The 20,617-nt window shown below is 53.4% G+C and carries 23 protein-coding genes; 17 read left to right on the top strand and 6 right to left on the bottom strand.

Annotation, left to right across the window (positions count from 1 at the left end):
• From C2U68_RS18605 to C2U68_RS18595, 3 genes are all read left to right on the top strand, one after another.
• On the top strand, window positions 1-1,898 hold a 1,898-nt coding region (locus C2U68_RS18605; RefSeq protein ID WP_140913969.1), incomplete at its 5' end, for an efflux RND transporter permease subunit.
• Window positions 1,899-2,120: 222 nt separating this feature from the next.
• A complete protein-coding gene (locus tag C2U68_RS18600) occupies window positions 2,121-2,579 on the top strand; it encodes a DUF695 domain-containing protein (protein ID WP_140913968.1) in 459 nt (152 codons plus the stop codon).
• Between the two features lie 99 nt (window positions 2,580-2,678).
• The gene (locus C2U68_RS18595; RefSeq protein ID WP_140913967.1) at window positions 2,679-3,599 is read left to right on the top strand and encodes a hypothetical protein; all 921 of its coding nucleotides are present in this window, start codon (window positions 2,679-2,681) and stop codon (window positions 3,597-3,599) included.
• A gap of 804 nt (window positions 3,600-4,403) precedes the next feature.
• On the opposite strand, the gene C2U68_RS18585 is transcribed toward C2U68_RS18595, so the two are convergent.
• The 4 genes from C2U68_RS18585 to C2U68_RS18570 all read right to left on the bottom strand — a co-directional run bounded on the left by C2U68_RS18585 (window position 4,404) and on the right by C2U68_RS18570 (window position 6,679).
• A complete protein-coding gene (locus C2U68_RS18585) occupies window positions 4,404-4,646 on the bottom strand; it encodes a hypothetical protein (RefSeq protein WP_140913966.1) in 243 nt (80 codons plus the stop codon).
• Between the two features lie 221 nt (window positions 4,647-4,867).
• The gene (locus C2U68_RS18580) at window positions 4,868-5,404 is read right to left on the bottom strand and encodes a J domain-containing protein (RefSeq protein WP_140913965.1); all 537 of its coding nucleotides are present in this window, start codon (window positions 5,402-5,404) and stop codon (window positions 4,868-4,870) included.
• A gap of 411 nt (window positions 5,405-5,815) precedes the next feature.
• Entirely contained in the window at window positions 5,816-6,280 is a 465-nt protein-coding gene (locus tag C2U68_RS18575; protein ID WP_140913964.1) for a hypothetical protein, read from the bottom strand.
• 201 nt (window positions 6,281-6,481) lie between these two features.
• Window positions 6,482-6,679 (bottom strand): hypothetical protein, encoded by a 198-nt coding sequence (locus tag C2U68_RS18570; RefSeq protein WP_140913963.1) that lies wholly within the window; start codon window positions 6,677-6,679, stop codon window positions 6,482-6,484.
• A 392-nt stretch (window positions 6,680-7,071) separates the two neighbouring features.
• Between C2U68_RS18570 and C2U68_RS18565 the strand changes: the two genes are divergently transcribed.
• The 4 genes from C2U68_RS18565 to C2U68_RS18550 all read left to right on the top strand — a co-directional run bounded on the left by C2U68_RS18565 (window position 7,072) and on the right by C2U68_RS18550 (window position 10,009).
• On the top strand, window positions 7,072-7,260 hold the full coding sequence (locus C2U68_RS18565; protein ID WP_140913962.1) for a hypothetical protein: 189 nt from the start codon (window positions 7,072-7,074) through the stop codon (window positions 7,258-7,260).
• A 286-nt stretch (window positions 7,261-7,546) separates the two neighbouring features.
• Entirely contained in the window at window positions 7,547-7,741 is a 195-nt protein-coding gene (locus C2U68_RS18560) for a hypothetical protein (protein ID WP_140913961.1), read from the top strand.
• A gap of 200 nt (window positions 7,742-7,941) precedes the next feature.
• Window positions 7,942-9,090, top strand: coding sequence for a DUF1624 domain-containing protein (locus C2U68_RS18555; RefSeq protein ID WP_140913960.1), 1,149 nt, complete (start codon window positions 7,942-7,944; stop codon window positions 9,088-9,090).
• A gap of 85 nt (window positions 9,091-9,175) precedes the next feature.
• On the top strand, window positions 9,176-10,009 hold the full coding sequence (locus tag C2U68_RS18550) for a thymidylate synthase (RefSeq protein ID WP_140913959.1): 834 nt from the start codon (window positions 9,176-9,178) through the stop codon (window positions 10,007-10,009).
• Window positions 10,010-10,096: 87 nt separating this feature from the next.
• Here C2U68_RS18550 and smbP read toward each other — a convergent pair whose 3' ends face one another.
• Window positions 10,097-10,432, bottom strand: coding sequence for a small metal-binding protein SmbP (smbP, locus tag C2U68_RS18545; RefSeq protein WP_140913958.1), 336 nt, complete (start codon window positions 10,430-10,432; stop codon window positions 10,097-10,099).
• A 196-nt stretch (window positions 10,433-10,628) separates the two neighbouring features.
• Here smbP and nth point away from each other — a divergent pair, with 196 nt between their 5' ends.
• The 5 genes from nth (at window position 10,629) to C2U68_RS18520 (ending at window position 14,128) form a co-directional block, all read left to right on the top strand.
• Window positions 10,629-11,264: an endonuclease III gene (gene nth, locus C2U68_RS18540; RefSeq protein WP_140913957.1), complete on the top strand. Its 636-nt coding sequence runs from the start codon at window positions 10,629-10,631 to the stop codon at window positions 11,262-11,264.
• Between the two features lie 104 nt (window positions 11,265-11,368).
• Window positions 11,369-11,923: a hypothetical protein gene (locus C2U68_RS18535; RefSeq protein ID WP_140913956.1), complete on the top strand. Its 555-nt coding sequence runs from the start codon at window positions 11,369-11,371 to the stop codon at window positions 11,921-11,923.
• A gap of 31 nt (window positions 11,924-11,954) precedes the next feature.
• Entirely contained in the window at window positions 11,955-12,518 is a 564-nt protein-coding gene (locus C2U68_RS18530; protein WP_064023096.1) for a DedA family protein, read from the top strand.
• Window positions 12,519-12,521: 3 nt separating this feature from the next.
• Complete coding sequence (locus tag C2U68_RS18525; RefSeq protein ID WP_140913955.1) at window positions 12,522-13,370, top strand: DUF692 domain-containing protein; 849 nt, start codon at window positions 12,522-12,524, stop codon at window positions 13,368-13,370.
• Window positions 13,370-14,128: a DUF2063 domain-containing protein gene (locus C2U68_RS18520; RefSeq protein ID WP_140913954.1), complete on the top strand. Its 759-nt coding sequence runs from the start codon at window positions 13,370-13,372 to the stop codon at window positions 14,126-14,128. The genes C2U68_RS18525 and C2U68_RS18520 overlap by 1 nt, the downstream gene beginning before the upstream one ends.
• Here C2U68_RS18520 and C2U68_RS18515 read toward each other — a convergent pair.
• Window positions 14,106-14,441, bottom strand: a complete 336-nt coding sequence (locus C2U68_RS18515) for an ASCH domain-containing protein (protein WP_140913971.1) — start codon at window positions 14,439-14,441, stop codon at window positions 14,106-14,108. The two genes, C2U68_RS18520 and C2U68_RS18515, sit on opposite strands and share 23 nt — an antisense overlap.
• Before the next feature lie 245 nt (window positions 14,442-14,686).
• Here C2U68_RS18515 and C2U68_RS18510 point away from each other — a divergent pair, with 245 nt between their 5' ends.
• The 5 genes from C2U68_RS18510 to C2U68_RS18490 all read left to right on the top strand — a co-directional run.
• Window positions 14,687-15,760, top strand: coding sequence for a methyl-accepting chemotaxis protein (locus C2U68_RS18510; protein WP_260839401.1), 1,074 nt, complete (start codon window positions 14,687-14,689; stop codon window positions 15,758-15,760).
• Window positions 15,761-15,769: 9 nt separating this feature from the next.
• Entirely contained in the window at window positions 15,770-16,138 is a 369-nt protein-coding gene (locus C2U68_RS18505; RefSeq protein WP_064027959.1) for a response regulator, read from the top strand.
• 67 nt (window positions 16,139-16,205) lie between these two features.
• Window positions 16,206-16,499, top strand: coding sequence for a lipid asymmetry maintenance protein MlaB (locus C2U68_RS18500; RefSeq protein ID WP_140913953.1), 294 nt, complete (start codon window positions 16,206-16,208; stop codon window positions 16,497-16,499).
• Window positions 16,500-16,503: 4 nt separating this feature from the next.
• Window positions 16,504-18,684, top strand: a complete 2,181-nt coding sequence (locus C2U68_RS18495) for a chemotaxis protein CheA (protein WP_140913952.1) — start codon at window positions 16,504-16,506, stop codon at window positions 18,682-18,684.
• Window positions 18,685-18,725: 41 nt separating this feature from the next.
• The coding region (locus tag C2U68_RS18490; protein WP_140913951.1) for a PAS domain S-box protein at window positions 18,726-20,617 on the top strand (1,892 nt) is incomplete at its 3' end.

Here is a 20,617-nt window from a genome sequence, read left to right as displayed (position 1 = left end):
TGCTGGTGGACGATGCGATCATCATCGGCGAAAGCGTGCACAGCCGCCAGCTCGAAGGCGGCGAAACCCCGCTGCAAGCCGCGGTCAACGGCGTGCGCGCCGTGGCCTTGCCGGTCACGCTGTCAGTGTTGATCGTGTTGGTGGCGTTTCTGCCGGGCTTGTATTTGCCGGGCTGGGCAGGGCAAATGATGCGGCCGATCTGCGTCATTATGATCCTGACGCTGGTGTTCTCGCTGGTCGAAGCCCTGCTGATCCTGCCCTCGCATCTGGTCGCGCCGGTACCGGCGTCGTCCGCCGCCAACGGCTTGCAGCGGTTGCGAGCCCGGCTGAACGGCGGCCTGGACCGCTTCGTCGCGCGGGTGTACCGGCCGCTGCTGGCGGCCGCACTGCGCTGGCGTTATCTGACCGTCGCGCTGTTCGCCGCCCTGCTGATTATTTGCTGGGGGCTGGTGGCCAGCGACCGGGTGCGCCAGTCGATCAACCCGGACGTGTCCAAGGACAGCTTTTGGGTGTCGATCCGGCTGCCGCAAAGCGCGCCCTACAGCGAAACCCAAGCCTTGGCCAACCGGGTCGAAAATGCCTTGTTTGAATTGCGCGACGAACTGGACGGCGTGCCGCCCGGCGCCGGCAAGCGCGGCCAACACCCCGAACACAGCGTCATCGTCGGCGTCGAAACCATCGTCTGGGAACACGGCGCCGGCCTGTGGCTGGAATTGTCGGCGGCCGGCCGCCAGCGCATCAAGGTCGAGGACTTCATCCGCGACTGGCGCCAGCGTATCGGCGACATTCAAATCGGTCAGGTCGATTTCATCTTCAAGGAAGGCGATCAACCCTACGACCTGGAACTGACGGTCGGAGCCGACAATCCGGCCCAACTCGGCCCGGCGGTCGAACAGCTCAAGCAACAGATCAAGGGCTTTCGCGGTGCCTACGACGTGATCGATTCCGGCGAACCCGGCAAGCCGGAAATTCACTTAACGCTGAAGCCCGAAGCCGAGCGGCTGGGCATGCGCCTGGAACAACTGGCCGAGCAGGTCCGCAACGGCTATTACGGCGAGGAAGTGCATCGCTTCATGCGCGGCCGCAAGGAAGTCAAGGTGATGGTGCGTTTTCCGCTGAGCGAGCGGCGTTCGCTGGATCAACTCAAGGCTCAGCCGGTGCGCCTGCCCAACGGCGCCAGCGCACCGCTGGCCAGCTTGGCCGACGTTGAAGTGCTGCAAGGCTACGCCCGCATCATACGCGAAGACCGGCAACGGGTCTTGAAAGTCCAGGCCAGGGTCGATCCGACCCTGGCCGACGCCAACGAAGTTTACGCGGTGCTGGAACGCGACGTTTTCCCGGCGCTGGAAAACCGCTTTCCCGGCTTGAACGTCAAAATCGGCCAGCAACGCCAGGAACAGAAAGAGCTGCTGGCCGCATTCGGCAAAAACACGCTGATCGCGCTGTTGGTGATCTACGCCCTGATCGCGGTGCCGTTTCGTTCCTACGCCAAACCGCTGATCTTTCTGCTGGCCGCGCCGGTGGCCTGGTGCGGCGCGGTGCTGGCCCACTGGGCCGCCGGCCTGCCGCTGTCGATGGAATCCCTGGTCGGCATGATCGCCGCCAGCGGCGTGGTGGTTAACGACAGTCTGGTATTGCTGGACTATTTGCGCCAGCACGACGGCGACCAGCGGCCGGTGGACGTGCTGATCGCCGAAGCCTGCTGCTCCCGCTTTCGGCCCATCCTGCTGGCCTTCCTGACCAACTTCGCCGGCTTCCTGCCCACTCTGCTGGAAACCAGCCCGCAAGCCCAATTCCTGATCCCGATGACGCTGTCCCTCTCCGCCGGCCTGCTGATCGGCATGGCCGCCAGTTTGATTTTGACGCCGGTTTGTTATGGGGTGTTGGGGGAGAGGTGAGTTGGGGGGGCAACTGCGAATAGGCAGTTCGACGCGTTGCGGTCTATCGGCCAATCTGATTCAATGACCGCAATTTGATGTTTGTTTACTTGGCTCCGATGATATGCAGAAGGGAAATGCCTATGTTGATTGATAAATTATCGCTTCGGGGGGCATTTTCGGTAGATATACGGAACCATTTAATAATTAGTTAGCCATCAAGAGCCAAAAGGAAAATACACAATGTTTGGACTATTCAAGAAAAAGCCTGATCCATCGCTGATGTTTGCGGATGACAATTGGCAAGTGGCTCAGGGTGAATATGATGGCAACCCCATCGTCGTCAGAATAAATGCAAATCTTCGTCCGTTTGCCGGTAAATCCGACCTCGTATTGAAAATTGGAATTGCAATTCCGTTAATTGATCCTCGCCTCGGTGAAATGCCCGATCCGGAAGAGAATAAAACTGTCAGTATTATTGAGGACAAAGCTTTAGATATGCTGAAATCAAAAGGTTCTGCTGTTCAAGCTTTGGCAATCACAACTGGCACGTTCAAAGAGTTTGTTTATTACACCAAGCCTGAGATTGACGTTGCATCTTTCCATCAAGAATTAAAAATCGGAGCTCCTTCCCATGACGTGCAGTGCATTGCTACCATTGAAAAAAATTGGGAAACCTACATGCAATGGGCTAATGGCTAACCAATCGCTTCACCCGACCAAAAACCGCGATGCGATTTTGGTCGGGTGAGCTTGGCGTTAGGCTATGTTCTTGTTTCGTATCAGAAGATTTGAGGACTTATGGATTTAAAGAACACGCCATATGGAAAACCCGCCTATTTGGAAAGACTATATTGGCGAAAACAGGTTAAAAAAGGGGAGCTTCCAATAGTTGACACAATATGTATCTGGACAGATATTTGTGGCTTTGGCAATGAGTTGGCTAACGCTGGAATGAACTTGCAAGATTTTATCAACAATGGAATGCATGAAGCCCTTGAATTATTGCATGATAAATTCACAAGCCCTGGACATTTTGTTTATGAAGATCTCGGCCTAATGTCTAAGGATACCCATGATAGAGCAATTATCATAAATGATGGTGTGGCAAAAGTAATTGATGTATTGGACGGAAATATCTATTCGCATTCTATTAGTCGATATTTAGCAAACATAATTATCAGCCACTGGCAGGCATTAAATTGTTTACATGAAAGATATAACGGCAAGCTTGGCTTAAGAACCGTCATATCATCCGGTCAAAGAATGCAATATACAAATGAACAAAAGTTAGGTTCTGAATTTGTTTTTCATGGAGACGGAATTTCTGACGTGGGCAATGATTTTATGGCTACAACCTTTTGTTCCATTCCTAAGCAATTACAGATGAACACTGCTTTAGCTAGATGTTATTTAATCGAATCAAGTGGCTCGAGAAATGGAATAGAACGAAATGGATTTTATATTGATGAGTCTGTTCTGAAGCTTCTAACAAAAAAATTGAAAAAAAGTGAGTTGTCTATTTCGCATAAGTCGATACTTTTTCGTAATAGAAAACTAGACGCTTTAGAGCTTGACAAAATAAAAGATATAAAATTTAAACACAACTTATTCGAAACAATGGTTTATCGCATCGGGAAAGCAAAAATTGGTTTTGGCCTCGAAAGTGAAGAAGTTTTATTTGATGTTTCCGATATTGGGGTAGACCCATTCGATGCATAAACAGCCTTCTGATTTGTTTGGTAACTATTATTTTTATTTGGACGAGCCGCGTAGGGTAGGCACGGTTTTTGTACCCGCGCGGAATTTAAACTGGGATGAATATTGTTTCGCTATCGCGAAGCCCAATTTATCGCCGGTTCGCGGACCGGCAACCGCGATACTTTTCTTTGCTTGTCCAAAGAAAAGTATCCAAAAGAAACGACACCCCATGCCGCTTGCATCCTGCGCGCCTGCGGGTTTGAGCGGCGTTTTCGGAAGGGCTGTCCTAGCCCTCCGAAAACGAGCGGCATCCCTGCCGCTCCCCTGCGGGCTGATCCGTCCAAACCCTTCGGTGCTCGGCGCGGCAAAAGGGGAAAAAACCCGTCGCGGTTGACCATCGTTCCCACGCTCCAGCGTTTTTTTGTGCCCACGCGGAATTGAATTGCCGCGTCTGGTTTTAATGTCGGGTCTCGGCCCGACAGCCGAGATACTTTTCTTTGCTTGTCCAAAGAAAAGTATCCAAAAGAAAAGACACCCCAGATGCCGCTTGTATCCTGCGCTCCGAAGGGTTTGAACGGGGTTTTCGGAAGAGCTGTCCTAGCCCTCCGAAAACGCGCGGCATCCCTGCCGCGCCCCTATCGGGCAATTCCCGCTCAAACCCTCCGGTGCTCGGCGCGGCATCAGGGGACAAAACCCGTCGCGGTTGCAGGCCAACTGGTACAGTTTTCGGTTGAATCCGCTGTAGAACAGAATGATTGCTCAAAGCATCGTCATTCAAAATTTAAGCTAGGCGAGTTTACTCGCCTAGTTAGTTTCAGCCATTTGTCAGCCGTTCAATTCCGGAATATTGGCCGCCAACCGGGACCGTAACAAACCCAGCTGTCTTTGCAATTCGTCTTCGGCGTCGCCGATATTTTTGAAGGCCTGCAAGACTTTTTGATCGTTCAGTGCAGCCGGATAATTCGCGTCGACGAAATCCAGGATTTCCGAGTCCATTTCGCTCATGCTTTTGACGATTTCTTCCATTTTGTCCAAGACCGCGCGTAATTCGTTTAAATCTTTAGCCATAAATCTCTCATTCGTTTGGATTATTATCATCAGCTGACCGTTGGGCAACGTTGTCTATACGGTCTGGTTAGTCCGGCATTTGCGGCCGAATTCTTTTCTTCCTGGGTCATTCGCCAAATCGGCGTAACCGCGGATTGCACTGTCGGCAACGCCAATTACGGCAGGCCAAACAGCACGTTAAGCCAAGGTCGCCGCTGCCATTGCCTGTTTGCCGAGTTCATTTACGATGCTCGTTCCAGTAAGGCATTGCGGGCTTCGGTAATTCGAATGAATTGCTCGTGGCTGCCGCCGACGTCGGGGTGGGTTTTTTGGGCGAGGCGCCGAAATGCGGTTTTAATCTGGGAGGCTTTCAGTACGCCGTCGAGCGGCAGGTGCAATGCTTCCCGGTGTCGCCGTTCGCTGAAGCGGCGATCTTGGCTGGGGGCCTGAAAACGGCTTTGGTTGTGCCGGGCCTGGTATTCGTAAAGTCTTTCCTGCGCCGCGCGGCGTAGTTTCAGCGACTCCCGGCGCAATTCCACTTGGTCGTCCTGCCATTTTTGCCGGGACATCACCGTGCAAGCTTCGAAGCCTATCCAACCGTTCGTTTCCAGCTCGTCGAGGTTGAACGGGCCGACCATGTCGTAGGGCTCTTCCAGCCAGGCATACCTCGCCTGCGGACTGGCTTTAATCAGGCCGATGGTTACGGTATCGACGATGCCGAGCGAGCCGTTCCAAATGACCCATCGCTGTTCTTCTTCCGGCCACGGATTGTGGTGCATGGTCTTTACCTGATTGGCTGATGAGCAAGAGTTTTCTGTTAAGCCAGCAAGATGAATACCAAGCACGACAGCGGTTGGAGAAGTGTCGCCGCCCGTGGTTTGTTAGCGCGTTAAGCCCTATCCGGGCGAATGGAAATTTAGGGTTTGGGGTACGAATGGGTAGTGGAAAACTGACAAACTGTCAGGTTTGGAACAAGGCGGTTGGTTTGTCGATTTCTAAAGGGCTGCGGCCGAATCTGCCGAGCTTTGCGTTGTCAGTCCGCTTGGCCCATCCGTCCCAGCCTGGACGGCGTTGCGCAATCCAGGCTCCGTGCGGCGTAATCAGAGCGTTCTGAGAGACATTCGACCCAGGCCGAGGCCAAGGGACCGAGAATGGCTATGCCGGTAAAGCGTTCACGATCGGGTCACCGATTATAGGCGCCTGATATATCCATCGTCTCGAGCGCCAAACATTTGCTTCAGCCGCGGAAATTTTGCAATCGCGTTGGCTAATTTCATTAGCGTGGCGTAATCCTTCATATCCACGGGTTTGAAGACACTGCGGCTGACATGAAAATCCGAAAAACCATCGGGAGTTGGGTAAAAACCGGGAGTGGGTAGAGGCACTTCGCTTTGATGATAGGTTTCCTGCAGCCTTTTTCCCTGAATTTGGTTCGGACTAAAACCGTCTATCATGTCAGGTTCGACGTTCATTATGCTGTAAGAATACGATTCGGTTACCAGCTCTCTGCCTATGTTGTTTGCCTGGCCATGCGCCTGGGTGATGTGGCCGTTCAGAAACAGAATCTGGGCGACGTCACCGACTTGTTTGGTTTTTATGGCGCCGTTTTCATCTCTCGATTCGGTAACAAAATACACTGTAGGATTGTTGTCCAAGTCTCCACTGTAGCCAATTATGTTGTCCGGCCGATATAAATAGTCGCAATATCCCATCGTTTACCTACCTTCTTTAAGATTAAGCTTTTGTTGTTTTCCGCGGTTTGGTTTGGCTTTAGCCAGGGTAGCGCATAAATTCAGTTAAATTTTTGCGGGAGGTTCAACCGGTTTTCGCGCAAAACTAATTCAAGCGGTTTTGGGTTAACCGCCGACTCTCAGCAACGCCAGCAGCCAAGCAAAGTGCTGCAAACCTGATGCAATTTCCGGCCGTTTCAGGTGATTGCCGATTCCGTATCGACTTTCCGGTGATGCAGCTTGTTTGGCAGCAGCAAGCAAAACTGTAGTCGAAATCGGCGTTGGTGCCGGACAAAAATAGGAGCGGCTTTCGGAGTCCGTCATGGCGCCCCAGCAGCCCCAAGTACAAGATACCCGTTAGCGTCCGGCTAAGCGGCCATTAAGCTGAACCGAGAACAATCTGCCGCAACTGAAACAGTCCGCGAAGGAGGATATATGTTCAGACTATTAGCAATCACGGTATTTTGTTTATCGTTTTCCGGTGTGGCGGCCGCGCACGGCGGGGATTGGGGCTATGGTCGCCACCATCATCACCACAGACATCATCACCCCCGTTTCTGGGGCTACGACCGGCCTTACTATCCCGCGTACTCTCAGCCGTATTGGGGTGTTCGCCCCATACCGCCGGGGTATCGCGAGCTGACGCCGCCCAGATACTACCGCTATGACCGATACGGGCCGGATCGGGATTTTGACTACCGGCGAGGCTGGTAGTCATGCGTCGCTACCTGCGTTCATTGTTTTTGCTGGCCGGACTGTTGTTGCTGTCGGGATGCGTGGCCTATGTGCCCTACGGCCAGCGTTCGGCCGGTTACTACGCGCCTTACGGCGGCTATGGCTACGACGCCGGCCCGCACCACGGCGGTTGGCATCATCGCCATCACCGCCACCATTGGCATCACTGATTGCCGTCGCTTAGCCGATCCTGGCCGGGTGTCGGAATATTTGACGGCCTCAGCCGTGCGTGCGGGATCTGACGGCCGGCGTTGGCGTATCGGTCCTCGAATTTGCTGAGTTCTGACAGCCGATCGAGGCGATCGCGCGACGTTGCGCGTGTCGCGTTTTTTGACAATTGCCGCTGGGTCGCAGCGGTGTTCGGCTGTTGTCGGCTTTGATTTTCAAAAGGTTTTATGCCCAGGTTCGCTTTATGCAGGTGTTTTGACGCCAAAAAACCATATACCGGGGGCGATTATGAACACCTTACACCATCACCCGAAAATCGCAGATTTTGCCCAGGTTGCCGTAGTTCAAGCCAAAGCCATCGACGGGCATAAGATATTCGCTTACTTGGCTTGTTTTGCCGATGTCGCGCTGGCCTTGACTGTCCTGATCTCGATTTGCTGTTCCAGCCTGTTATTGCTCTGCACCAGCTTGGGTGTGATTTAAGTACCCGAAGCACAGGCGATGCCGCTAAACCAATAGTTAGGGCTGTAATTGTCTGGGCAGTAGCCGATCGGTCAGGTCCAAGATTATTACGGATCTGCCGGTCGGCTTTCACCAAATCCGGAGGCTTCATCGGCCGGCATCGATTGACTTCCGCTACTCCGCCGATAAGCTAAGCCGATTTGGCTTGGGTGGCACGCAATATGGTCCGACGTATCGCTTGTTTGGATAATCTGCGCGGTTTGGTCATGATATTGATGACGCTAGACCATACTCGCGATTTTTTCAGCGTCTCTCATTTCGATCCTACCGATTTGCAGAAAACCTCCGCGGCACTGTTCATGACCCGCTGGATTACCCATTTCTGCGCGGCGGTGTTCGTGTTTCTGGCTGGTACCAGCGCCTGTTTGTGGGCAGCTAGACGTGGGCCGGCCGCACCGGTCAGCGGCTTTCTGACCAAGCGCGGTTTGTTATTGCTGCTACTGGTTGTTACGGTTGAAGCTTGGGCGTGGAATTTTCGTGCCGATTTGCGCCACGTCGACGCCGGCGTGTTGTGGGCGCTGGGTTGGTCGATGATGGTTTTGGCGGTGCTGGTCAAATTGCCGCTGGGTTGGGTGGTCTCCATCGGCGGCTTGATGGTTGTCGGCCATAACGTGTTTGACGGCTTGAAACCAGCCGAGATGGGGTGGTTCGGGCCGTGGTGGTCGGTGTTACATACCGGCGATGACATCGATTTCGGCGGCGGGTTTGTGTTGAATCCTTACTATCCCCTGATTCCGTGGATCGGCGTGATGGCCTTGGGCTATGGTTTCGGCCATTTGTTGGATGCAGAGCAATGGCGCAAACCGCGGCGGCTGGCGTGGTTGGGCGGCGGCTTGTTTGCTGCCTTCATATTGTTGCGCTACAGCAATTTATACGGCGATCCGCAGCCGTGGCAAGCTTACCCCGATCCGGTATTCACGTTGTTGTCGTTTTTAAACTGCCACAAATATCCGCCTTCCTTGTTGTATCTATTGATGACGCTGGGGCCGGCATTGATGTTTCTGGCGCTTGCGTCCCGGCCGATAGCGGTGCTGCAGGTGTTCGGCAGAACGCCGTTGTTTTATTATCTGATACATCTCTATGCAATCCACGGTTTGGCGGTGCTGGTGGCCTTGGTTAGCGGCGGACCGGTGGCGGTCGTGGCCGGCGGCGGTATCTGGCAAAAAGATTGGCCGGCCGATTACGGTTTCGGACTGCCCGGCGTTTACGGTGTCTGGCTGCTGGTGTTGATGATGCTGTATCCGGTTTGCCGTTGGTTCGAGGCGTTCAAAGCGGCGCGGCCGCAGTGGCGTTGGTTGCAATATTTATAGCCAAGTGCTGCCGGTACGTGCATAACCGTTTACGCGTTATCCCCCGTCCCCGTTATACTGAGGCAATTTGCCCGCTTAACTTGCTATGCAACCATATTTAGAGCTTCTGGCCGATATCATGGCCAACGGCGTCGATAAAAGCGACCGTACCGGCACCGGTACCCGTTCGGTTTTCGGCCGGCAAATTCGTTACAACCTGGCCGATGGGTTTCCGTTGTTGACCACCAAAAAACTGCACTTCAAGTCGATAGCTTACGAGTTGCTCTGGTTTTTGCGGGGTGACACCAATATCAAATACCTGAACGACCACGGCGTCACGATCTGGGACGAATGGGCAACGCCGGATGGCGAGCTGGGCCCGGTTTACGGCGCGCAGTGGCGCAACTGGTTGGGACCGGATGGAAGGCGTTTCGATCAGATCGAGATTCTGGTCGATGGCTTGAAGCGCAAACCCGACTCGCGCCGGCACCTGGTCAGCGCCTGGAACGTGGGTTTTCTGCCGGACGAATCGATCGGGCCGCGCGAAAATGCGGCGGCCGGCAGGATGGCATTGCCGCCGTGCCACGTGCTGTACCAGTTTTACGTGGCGAACGGTAAATTGTCCTGCATGATGACCCAACGCAGTGCCGACTGTTTTTTGGGCGTGCCGTACAACCAAGCCAGTGTGGCGTTATTGACGCACATGTTGGCCCAGCAATGCGGCTTCGAAGTCGGCGAATTGATCATGTCGTTCGGCGATGTACACGTCTACCGCAACCATTTTGCCCAAGTCGAGTTGCAGTTGAGTCGCCAACCTTTGCCGCCGCCGCGTTTGCAGTTCGGCCGTCGGCCGGAGTCGATTTTCGATTATCGATTCGCCGATTTTCAGTTATTGGATTACCAAGCCCACCCGCACATCGCCGGAGCCGTGTCGGTATGATGGATTGCGGGTAGAGACGCAGTCGATGGCGTCTCTACCCGGCGGCCTCAGGCCGCGGTTGAATTCTGATTGCGGGAGTTTGACGGGTTATTTATTGCCGGCCTTGATATGTTCGACGGCTTCCTCGGCGGCTTTGGTCGCAACATCGGCATGGCCCATCTTGCCATGTTCTATCGCGCTTTCCAACGATTTGACGCCGGCATCGAGATGAGTTTTGGCTTCGCCTTTGGCAACTTCGGCGCCTTTTTTGGCATGAGGCAGAGCGGCTTCGGCGTGTTCTACCAGTACCGAGGCATGGCCGGCTTTGCCGTGGGTGACGGCCTGATTGGCGTGTTCCAGTGCGGTTGCGGCGTGTTCTTCGGCAAGGGCGCCGGTAGCGGCTAGCAACAGTGCGCTTAGGATAATGCTTGATAACGTTTTCATAATTCCCCCGAATTGATGTGTGTAGTGGTTCTGCGCACCCGCTTGGGTGCCAGCTAGAGACTGGCGGGGCGCGGAATGGTTCCGGCCAAATCCGCGTTATCGAATTTCAGGTGGCTGGTGGCAGAGGGATTGCCTGGACTTGCTTGCCGAATGTTTAATTGCCTGGAAAACTTAAACCCGAGGGTATCGATCCGGTATGAATAACGACAAACGTCTGGCCATTTTCGAACGTCTGGCCGAGGCCACGCCTAACCCCACGACAGAGTTAAATTACAGTTCGCCGTTCGAATTATTGGTGGCGGTGGTGCTGTCGGCGCAGGCGACCGATAAGGGGGTTAATAAAGCTACCGCCAAGCTGTTTCCGGTGGCGAATACACCGCAGGCGATTTTGGCTTTGGGCGAAGACGGCTTAAAAGAACATATCAAAACCATCGGTTTATTTAACAGCAAGGCGGCAAATGTCATAAAACTTTGTCAGACTCTGTTGGAAAAGCACCAAGGCGAGGTGCCCCGCGAGCGAGAAGCGTTAGAGGCGCTGGCCGGCGTCGGCCGCAAGACGGCTAACGTGATTTTGAATACCGCGTTTGGGCAACCGACCATCGCGGTCGATACCCATATTTTCCGGGTCGCGAACCGCACCGGTCTGGCGCCGGGAAAAAACGTGCTTGAGGTGGAGAAAAAATTGGACAAGACGGTGCCGAAATCCCACAAGAAAGATGCACATCATTTGTTGATTCTGCACGGCCGCTACATCTGTATCGCCCGCAAACCCCGCTGCGAGGCTTGTTGTATTGCCGACCTTTGCGAATTTAAGGACAAGAATCTAGCGTGAGTATGCAATAATCAGAATCGAAGCAGCAGGACGTTTGCCCGTCGTAATGCGGCCGGACGAAGGCCGGATAACATAATTACAAAAACGCACGAGAGGATAGCTAAATGAAAAAATTCAATAAATCTCCGTTGGCCGCTGCAATGGGCGGTGCCCTTTTGTCCGGTATCGCTGCGAACGCGCAAGCCGAGCCCAATCCGTTTGCGTTGTCGGAACTGGCCGGCGGTTACATGCAGGTTGCAACCTCACACGCCGAGCATTCCAACGGCAAAATCAGCCAAGGTGCCTGCGGTTCCAATGCGATGGACAGCAACGGTAAGAAAGTGGCTGCCGGCGCTAAAAAATCCGACGCGAAGAAAACCGAAGGTTCCTGTGGCGAAGGCATGTGCGGCGGCATGATGAGCGGCGGCAAAATGAAGCCGGGCATGGAAAACATGTGCGGTGCGATGATGAAAGGCAAGGAAGGCGCCTGCGGCATGGGCATGATGGGCGGTATGGATCATGGTAACGCCGACAAACCGAAACAAGCCGAAGAAGGCAGCTGCGGTGCGATGATGAATCCGGATAAAAAAGCCGGCGAACATAGCTGCGGCGCCATGATGAAAGGCGGTGAAGGCAGTTGCGGCAGCAAAATGGATGCCGACAAAGCGGCCGGCCATTAATTCTCCGACCTGACGGTATTGAATCGACGTTATGGATTTTCAGGATATACAACAGCTGGTTATCGATTACGGTTATCTGGCCTTATTTATCGGTACCTATCTGGAAGGCGAAACCATTTTGGTGATTGCCGGCTTTTTGGCGCATAGCGGCTATTTGGCGTTGGAATGGGTCATGTTGACAGCGTTCCTCGGTACTTTTGCCGGCGACCAGACCTTTTTTTATCTGGGGCGGTGGAAAGGTATCTCCTTTTTGGAAAAAAGGCCGCTCTGGCACAGTAAAACCGACAAAGTGTTCGATCTACTGCACAAGCACCAGATACCTGTGATTCTCGGTTTCCGCTTTCTTTACGGTGTGCGTAACGTCACGCCGTTCGTAATCGGCGCCAGCAAGATTCATCCGCTTAAGTTTTTTGCCTTGAATTTTTTGGGTGCGGCGATCTGGGCGATAGCCGTCGGTTACTTGGGTTATACCTTTGGCCAGTTTGCCGAGTCCATCATGGGCCAGGTCAAAAAATACGAAATGTATATCCTGGGCGTGCTGGTGGCGATAGGCTTGGCCTTGTTTTGGCGTTCGACGCATAAACCGGAAGAATAAGCGATGCAAAGCGTCCGCAATCTGGTCCACGGTGTCGGCCTGGGTTTGCGTCGTTCGTTTTTGAGCGAGATTGTCGAGCAGCCACCGGCGCAAGTCGGGTTTTACGAGGTAGCGCCGGAGAATTGGATGCCGATAGGCGGCAAGTTCGGCAAACAATTTCGGGCCATGACCGAGCGTTTCGACTTTGTTTGCCACGGCTTGTCTTTGTCCATCGGCAGCAGCGATCCGCTCGACGAGCAATTCGTGCGCGATTTGAAACGGTTCATGGCCGAACACGGCATCAAGTTTTACAGCGAACACCTCAGTTATTGCAGCCACGGCGGACATCTGTACGATTTGATGCCGATGCCGTTTACCGAGGATGCGGTCAAACATGTCGCGGCGCGAATTCGCCGGGTGCAAGACATTCTCGAACAGCGCATTGCCATCGAAAATATTTCTTACTATGCCGCGCCAGGCCGGGAGATGACCGAGATTGATTTCTTCAATGCCGTCGTCGCCGAGGCCGATTGCGATGTGCTGCTCGACATCAATAACATCTACGTCAATAGCGTCAACCACGGGTACGACGCGGAAGCCTTTCTACGGGCCATGCCCGGCGATCGCATCGCTTACGCCCACATCGCCGGCCATTACGTTGAAGCCGAAGACTTTTTGGTCGATACCCACGGCGCGACGGTGATCGATCCGGTTTGGAAGTTACTGGAGACGGCTTACCGCCTGTTCGGCGTTTTCCCAACCTTATTGGAACGGGATTTCAACATTCCACCTTTGGCCGAATTGTTACAGGAAGTGGACACGATCCGCGCCGTTCAACAGCATGCCGTTGCCGCGGAAAAACGGGTGGCGTGATGGCGGCATCTTTTCAAAGCACGCAACAGCGCTTTGCCGCCTATATCCGCGATCCGCATAGCAATCCGCCGCCAGCCGATGTGGAGCCTAGACGGATGGCGATGTACCGTGAATTGTTTTTCAACAATATCGACAGCTTCATCGCCAGCAATTTCCCGGTGGTCAGGGCGATTCTGGATGATGCCCAATGGCTGGAATTGACCCGGGATTTTTTTTCCCGCCACCATTGCCGGACGCCGTATTTTTCCGAGATTGCCGAAGAATTTTTAGACTATTTGCAAAACGAGCGCAGCAATCCGGAGGATTATCCCTTCCTGCTGGAGCTAGCGCATTACGAGTGGGTGGAAATGGCGCTGTCGATTGCCAAGGACGCGCCGAAACTAGGTGATCAAGCGTTTTTGGACAGCCTAACGACCCAACGGATTGCGCTGTCAGAACTGGCTTTGCCGTTGTTGTACCAATATCCGGTGCATCGGATCGGTCCCGATTTCCTGCCGTTGCAGCCGCCCGAGCAGGCCACCTGTCTGGTCGTTTATCGCGACGAGATGGACCAAGTCCACTTTTTGCAGGTTAGCGGTCTGACGCTAAGCGTGTTGCAAATCCTGCAAGACCGGGGGGCAATGCCGGCCGCGCAATGTTTGCAAAAGGTGGCAGCCGAGTTCCCGCAGATCGAGCCGCAACTGATTCAGAGCAACGGTCTATCTATGCTGCGGGAACTGGCCGAAAAAGGAATCGTTATTCCGGCTGGCGACGCTTGAAGCAGTGCAGCCAGACCAAGCCGTCTTCGTTCCATTCCATGCCGCTGTGCATGCGTAAGATCAAATCCTTGTACATCGCTAAATTCGGATAGCCCTCGGCGCGGGCGTCGGCGTCGGTCATATCGCCGATTCGTTGCCGCTCGACTTCCGTTACCTCGAATTCCACTCCTTCCAGAATAAACCTCTCGCCCGGATAGGCATAGAGGCCGTCGCGGCGTTGCTGGGTCTTTTCCCCGGCTAGCGCAGCCGCCACCAGTTTGGGGTGGCGGACCAACCGATCGATATCGCAAGTTTTTTCCGGATAGTCGTGCATAGTCATCTTCAAAGTGCGTAAAAAAAGCGCCACACTTTAAGAGCCTTATTCAAGCATGACAAGCCTCAGCCGTAACTGATCCACAAAATTTATTGGCCGATTGCGGCGAGTCGGACATTTCCTACATGTCCGCATTAGCAATACGGAATTCTCTGTCTATACTGCTTGACACATGATTGCTACCGAATCTTTGAATAAATCCTAGCAATTCGATTAAACGGAAAAGGGAGGCGGATCCCGTGCCTATGTTTCAAGTAATACTATTGTTGCTCGCCTGCTCGTTGTTGAGCGCTTGGCTTGCTTCTTCGTATACCAAGCGCCGTTTGCTTTTGGAACAGGCCAGCATGCCCAAACCGCCGCCATCGTTGCCGGTTCCTGATGTGGAAAAATACCTTACCGGGATCGACAAGTTTGGTAACGAAGTCGCACCGGTTTGGTCCAAACACATTGAATCGTCGCGCCAAGAAATGGAACAGGCCATTGGCGAATTAACCGGGCGCTTTGCCGGCATCACCAACGGCCTCGACGCCTTGGTTGGCTCTTCTAGCAATCCGGCATTCGGCCGCAACGAGGATATTTTTTCGACGAGTAACGCCAATCTGCAGAAAGTTGTCGGTTCACTGGACGCTGCCCTACAGGAAAATTTACAGGTACTGACCAAAATCCGTTCCTTAGCCGGTTTCATAGAAGAATTGAAAACCATGGCCAAAGAAGTGGCGCGGATCGCCGAGCAGACCAATTTGATCGCATTGAATGCAGCGATCGAGGCGGCCAGAGCCGGCGAAGCCGGCCGGGGATTTGCCGTGGTTGCCGATGAGGTGCGTAAGCTTTCCAATCTGTCCGGTGAGACCGGCAAACTGATCGGTTCTAAGGTCGATCAAGTCAGCGGAGCGATTCAAACCACCTTGGCAGCCGTGGAGAAAAGCACCGAAAACGAAACCGCGGCGGTTGCCGCGTCGCAAGGCAATATCCAAAACGTGATGAGTGCGTTGCACGGGGTGTTCGAAACGCTGCAGCGGCATTCCGAAGAGATGAATAAACAGGCCCGTGTGATCAAACGCGAGATCGACGAGTCGCTGGTGCAATTTCAATTTCAGGATCGGATTGGTCAGGTGTTGTCGCATGTGCGCGACAGCATCAGCGATCTGCCGCGCCATATCATGCGCAGCCAAGGCGACGGCGTTTTCGGACTCAAGCCGTTGGCTACCGACGACATTCTGCACGAGTTGCGCAGCACATACACTATGGTTTCCGAGCACAGCGCCCACGGCGGTAGTGCGCACCACGAACAACCTTCTACCGAAATTACTTTTTTCTAGGAACAAAAAATGGCCAAAACAATTTTAGTGGTTGATGACTCAGCATCGGTCCGTCAAGTTGTCAGTATTGCTCTGAAAGGTGCCGGCTACGACGTTATCGAAGGCGTAGACGGCAAAGATGCGCTGAGCAAATTGAATGGGCAAAAAGTGCATTTGGTGATTTCTGACGTAAACATGCCGAATATGGACGGCATCACCTTCGTTAAAGAACTCAAGCAATTGCCCGCTTATAAGTTTACTCCGGTCATCATGCTGACCACCGAGTCGCAAGAAAGCAAGAAGCAGGAAGGGCAAGCCGCCGGTGCCAAAGCCTGGGTGGTTAAACCGTTTCAGCCGGCGCAAATGCTGGCTGCCGTGTCGAAATTGATTTTGCCCTAATAGCTTTGCCGGTTATTCCAGGTCGACGGTTTCAGGCTTATCCAACTTATATGGCGAGGTTTTGACGATGCAAACGCTAACGATAGAAGATGAATTGACCATCTTTACCGCCGCGGAACAGAAATCCGGTCTGCTGAATTTTCTGGGGTCGGGCGACGATTTGGAAATCAATTTATCCCAGGTCTCCGAAATGGATACTGCCGGTTTGCAGTTGTTAATTCTGGCCAAACGGGAGGCGGCTCGCACCGGGAAGGCCCTGCGTTTTGTCATGCATAGCAAGGTGGTTCTGGAAATTTTGGAACTCGCCAATCTGACCACGGCGTTTGGCGACCAAGTGGTAATTTCGCATAACGAGGACTAACCAAATGAGTATCGACGCCGAAATGAAGGCCGCTCTGGTCACGTTCACAATAGAGAGTCTGGAACTGTTGCAAGACATGGAAGACGGGCTCCTGAGTCTGGAAGACGGGGAAGACCCGACGGAACGGATCAATTCGATTTTCCGCGCCGCCCATACCATCAAGGGTTCGTCCGGTTTATTCGGCCTGGACCACATCGTCAAATTCACCCACGTGGTCGAAAGCATTCTGGATGCCGTACGCGAAGGTAAACTCGACGTCAGCTCCGATCTGGTGGCGGTATTGTTACCTTGTTGCGACCACATCGCACTATTGATTCGGGCTGTGGTTGACGGGGATGTCGACGAGAACCCCGATATGACCGCGGCCGGAGATGTGCTGTTGGCCGAACTGCGGCCGTTTCTGGATGGCAACAAAGCTGGCCAGGTGGCAACAGTGGCCCCGGCTCAGGAGCGGGTGGAAACCAGCGGCGGCGGTGAAGTCGAGACCGGCAATTGGCATATCTCGCTCCGGTTCGGCGAAGATTCTCTGCGCAACGGCATGGATCCGTTGTCTTTTATTCGTTATATGACGACGTTGGGAAGCATCGTTAACTTGACCACGATTACCAGCCGGATACCCGCTGTAGAAGAAATGGATCCGGAAACCAATTATCTGGGCTTCGAAATCGACGTGAAAAGCGATGCCGGTAAAGAAGCTCTGGAAAACGTATTCGAATTCGTCAGGGCCGACAGTATCATTCACATTTTGCCCTTGGAAAGCGCGATAGCCGATTACATCGAACTGATCCGTTCCTTGCCGGAAGACGATGTTTTCCTCGGCGAATTACTGGTGAAAAGCGGCGTGCTGACCAAACGCGAATTGGAAGACGGCCTGAGTAAACAGAAAAACGATTCCGAAACCAGTCATCAGGCGCAACCGATCGGAGAAATCCTGGTCGAGCAGCAAGTCGTGCAGCAGCCCTTGGTCACGGCGGCGCTGGAAAAGCAAAAACAGATCAAAGACAACAAAGCCCGCGAAAGCCAAAGCATTCGCGTCGATGCCGAACGTCTGGATAAATTGATCGACTTGATCGGCGAATTAGTGATTTCCAGCGCCGGCGTTAATCTGCGCGCCTTGCAAACCGCGCAATCGGCGTTGTTGGAAGCTACCGGCGAAATGATGCGGCTGGTAGAAGAAGTTCGCGACAGCGCGTTGCAATTGCGCATGGTGCCGATTGGGACCACATTCAGCCGTTTCCAACGGGTGGTTCGCGACGTTAGTAAAGAATTGGGTAAAGACATCAATTTGGTGATTACCGGCGGCGAAACCGAAGTCGACAAATCCGTGGTCGAAAAAATCGGCGATCCGCTGATGCACTTGGTGCGCAATGCAATGGATCACGGCATCGAATCGGCCGAAGTTCGTCATCAAAAAGGTAAACCCAGCCAGGGCACGCTACGGCTGAATGCCTATCACGAATCCGGAACTATTGCGATCGAAGTCAGCGACGATGGTGGCGGCTTGAATCGCGAGCGTATTCTGGCCAAAGCCGTCGAAAAAGGCATGGTCTCGGCCGATGCCAAGTTATCCGATCAAGAAGTCTACGCCTTGATCTTCGAACCTGGTTTCTCCACAGCCGCGCAAATTTCCAACCTGTCCGGCCGCGGCGTCGGTATGGACGTGGTGAAACGCAACGTGACCGATTTGCGCGGCAGTATCGAGGTCGACAGCGCTATCGGCGTCGGTACTACCATGCGTATCCGCTTGCCTTTAACGTTAGCGATTATCGACGGCTTTTTGGTCGGTGTGGGCAAGTCCTCGTTCGTAGTGCCGCTGGATCGGGTCGTAGAATGCGTGGAATTGACTAACGACACCGGCCACAACGACTACATGGATTTACGCGGCGAGGTATTGCCGTTCATCCGTTTGCGCAGCCTGTTCGGTATCAACGAGCAACCCCCGCGGCGGGCGAATGTTGTGGTGGTCGATGTTGCCGGGGCCAAGACCGGCTTGGTCGTAGACCGCTTGCTTGGCGAGTTTCAAACCGTGATTAAGCCGCTTGGAAAGCTGTTTGCTCATGTTCAGGGCTTGGGCGGTTCGACCATCCTCGGTAGCGGCGAAGTTGCGTTAATCCTTGATGTGCCTGTGTTAGTTGGTTCCTTCGAACAAAAAATGCAGCGTCACGCCCTGTCCCTGTCGGCATGATGCTGTACCGATCATTCTCTTTGCGAATTGGGAATTAAGCCATGAGAAATAATCAACCCGTTACCAATATCGAACTGAATTTTTCCGAAGACGAAATACTGAGTTCCACAACCGATTTAGAAGGGCATATCACCAGCGTCAGCCCGGCATTCGTTAAATTGAGTGGATTTAGCGAACAAGAGCTGATGGGCCAGCCCCATAACATCGTCCGCCATCCTGACATGCCCGAAGAAGCCTATGAATGGATGTGGCGCGACATCCAGGCCGGGAAAACCTGGCGAGGGCTAGTAAAGAACCGCTCCAAGCACGGGGATTTCTACTGGGTTGAGGCCAACGTCTCGCCGGTCTATAACGGCGGCAAAATCGTTGGTTATCGCTCTCTACGCTATAAACCCCGCCGTCAGGATATCGACGAGGCCGCAAAGCTATATGCCGGAATTAAATCCGGTCACATAAAAAATCCATTTCAACCAAAAACACTGAACACCATGCTGAGCAAGATCAAACTTTGGCAAAAATTTCTTGTGCTGATTGTACTGGCTACCATTATGTCTGCTGTACCAACCTACCTGTTGGTGGAGCGCAGTCTCAATGAAAAAGATGTCGCATTAAAGGAAAAAAAGGGCATCGATTACACAACTGCAACCATTAAGTTGATGCAACTTGCGATGGATCATCGCGGTATAAATGGGATGGTGATTGCAGGCAACGGTCAGGAGATCTCTCGCAGAAACGCCAAACGTCAGGAAATTAATGAGCATCTCGCAAATATCACTGCGCTGGATAGCCGACTGTCCGATTTAGGATTGACCCAGTCGTGGCAAGCCTTGCAGGAAAAATGGCGCGATTTAGAGGCCGCGTCCAACACATTCGATACGCAGGCCAATTTTGGTAAACACGCCGAATTTATTAAACAGGTGCACGCTTTTACCCGTAGCGTGGCTGATGCGTCCGGATTGGCGCTGGACCCGGAACACAATACCTATTATGCGCAATTGTTGTCGGTTGATCTAATTCCGGATCTATGTGAGCAATTTGGTCTGATCAGAGGCCTAGGTGCTTCCATGCTGCAACGGAGAACATTTACGCCTGAGGAAGCTGCTTCTTTGCGCGAAATCATGGACTCTACTGAAGAGACCTTCGAGATAGTCAAAGAGAGTTCAGCCAAAATCGGCAATATGGATGACGCTTTCCGTTCAACACTCAAAAAAGCCAAGGACGAGGCCGAAAATGCCATTTCATTGGTCAAAAAGGGGATTCTGCAGACTAACAAAGTCGATATGTCTGCTGCCGATTACTTCAACACTATGACTGGCGTCGTACAACACAATTTCGACTTGTCCGCCAAATTCGCAGAACTGTTGCGTACTGGCTTGGACGACCGCATAGAAAGGGTGGACCGAAGCGTCAATAATTCACTAATTATAGCGTCCCTGTTGCTATTAGTTTTTCTTGCCGTGAGCTGGTCTATCGTAATGGGTGTGTTGCGGCCGGTAAGGTCAATGATCGATGCCGTGTCTATGCTGGGTCGCGGTGAAATGCCGCCCCGGGACGATAACAATTACGGCTTGGAATTCAATCAGCTTAACGAGGGTATTAAAGCCGCTGTGTTCTCGGTGCAGTCCTTGATTGCCGACGCCAGCATGCTGTCGCAAGCGGCGGTGGAAGGCAAACTGTCGACCCGAGCCGATGCCGGCAAACACCAGGGCGATTTCCGCAAAATCGTCCAAGGCGTAAACAACACCCTGGACGCCGTGATCGGCCCGCTCAACGTGGCGGCGGACTACGTCGACAAAATCTCGCGCGGCGCCATCCCGGCCAAAATCACGGACAGCTACAACGGCGACTTCAACGTCATCAAAAACAACCTCAACACCTGTATTGATGCGGTGAACGCCCTGGTGGCGGACGCCAACCTGCTGGCGCAAGCGGC

It is taken from the genome of Methylomonas koyamae (genome assembly GCF_006483455.1).
In the GTDB taxonomy this organism is placed as follows: Bacteria; Pseudomonadota; Gammaproteobacteria; order Methylococcales; family Methylomonadaceae; genus Methylomonas; species Methylomonas koyamae_B.
The sequence above is the reverse complement of the archived record's forward strand: the minus strand, read 5'-3'. Positions and strand labels throughout refer to the sequence as shown.

Coding starts and splice junctions, on each gene's coding strand:
- C2U68_RS18600 (WP_140913968.1), top strand. CDS start 2,121: ATGTTTGGACTATTCAAGAAAAAGCCTGATCCATCGCTGATGTTTGCG.
- C2U68_RS18595 (WP_140913967.1), top strand. CDS start 2,679: ATGGATTTAAAGAACACGCCATATGGAAAACCCGCCTATTTGGAAAGA.
- C2U68_RS18585 (WP_140913966.1), bottom strand. CDS start 4,646: ATGGCTAAAGATTTAAACGAATTACGCGCGGTCTTGGACAAAATGGAA.
- C2U68_RS18580 (WP_140913965.1), bottom strand. CDS start 5,404: ATGCACCACAATCCGTGGCCGGAAGAAGAACAGCGATGGGTCATTTGG.
- C2U68_RS18570 (WP_140913963.1), bottom strand. CDS start 6,679: ATGACGGACTCCGAAAGCCGCTCCTATTTTTGTCCGGCACCAACGCCG.
- C2U68_RS18565 (WP_140913962.1), top strand. CDS start 7,072: ATGCGTCGCTACCTGCGTTCATTGTTTTTGCTGGCCGGACTGTTGTTG.
- C2U68_RS18560 (WP_140913961.1), top strand. CDS start 7,547: ATGAACACCTTACACCATCACCCGAAAATCGCAGATTTTGCCCAGGTT.
- C2U68_RS18555 (WP_140913960.1), top strand. CDS start 7,942: ATGGTCCGACGTATCGCTTGTTTGGATAATCTGCGCGGTTTGGTCATG.
- C2U68_RS18550 (WP_140913959.1), top strand. CDS start 9,176: ATGCAACCATATTTAGAGCTTCTGGCCGATATCATGGCCAACGGCGTC.
- smbP (WP_140913958.1), bottom strand. CDS start 10,432: ATGAAAACGTTATCAAGCATTATCCTAAGCGCACTGTTGCTAGCCGCT.
- nth (WP_140913957.1), top strand. CDS start 10,629: ATGAATAACGACAAACGTCTGGCCATTTTCGAACGTCTGGCCGAGGCC.
- C2U68_RS18535 (WP_140913956.1), top strand. CDS start 11,369: ATGAAAAAATTCAATAAATCTCCGTTGGCCGCTGCAATGGGCGGTGCC.
- C2U68_RS18530 (WP_064023096.1), top strand. CDS start 11,955: ATGGATTTTCAGGATATACAACAGCTGGTTATCGATTACGGTTATCTG.
- C2U68_RS18525 (WP_140913955.1), top strand. CDS start 12,522: ATGCAAAGCGTCCGCAATCTGGTCCACGGTGTCGGCCTGGGTTTGCGT.
- C2U68_RS18520 (WP_140913954.1), top strand. CDS start 13,370: ATGGCGGCATCTTTTCAAAGCACGCAACAGCGCTTTGCCGCCTATATC.
- C2U68_RS18515 (WP_140913971.1), bottom strand. CDS start 14,441: ATGCACGACTATCCGGAAAAAACTTGCGATATCGATCGGTTGGTCCGC.
- C2U68_RS18510 (WP_260839401.1), top strand. CDS start 14,687: ATGTTTCAAGTAATACTATTGTTGCTCGCCTGCTCGTTGTTGAGCGCT.
- C2U68_RS18505 (WP_064027959.1), top strand. CDS start 15,770: ATGGCCAAAACAATTTTAGTGGTTGATGACTCAGCATCGGTCCGTCAA.
- C2U68_RS18500 (WP_140913953.1), top strand. CDS start 16,206: ATGCAAACGCTAACGATAGAAGATGAATTGACCATCTTTACCGCCGCG.
- C2U68_RS18495 (WP_140913952.1), top strand. CDS start 16,504: ATGAGTATCGACGCCGAAATGAAGGCCGCTCTGGTCACGTTCACAATA.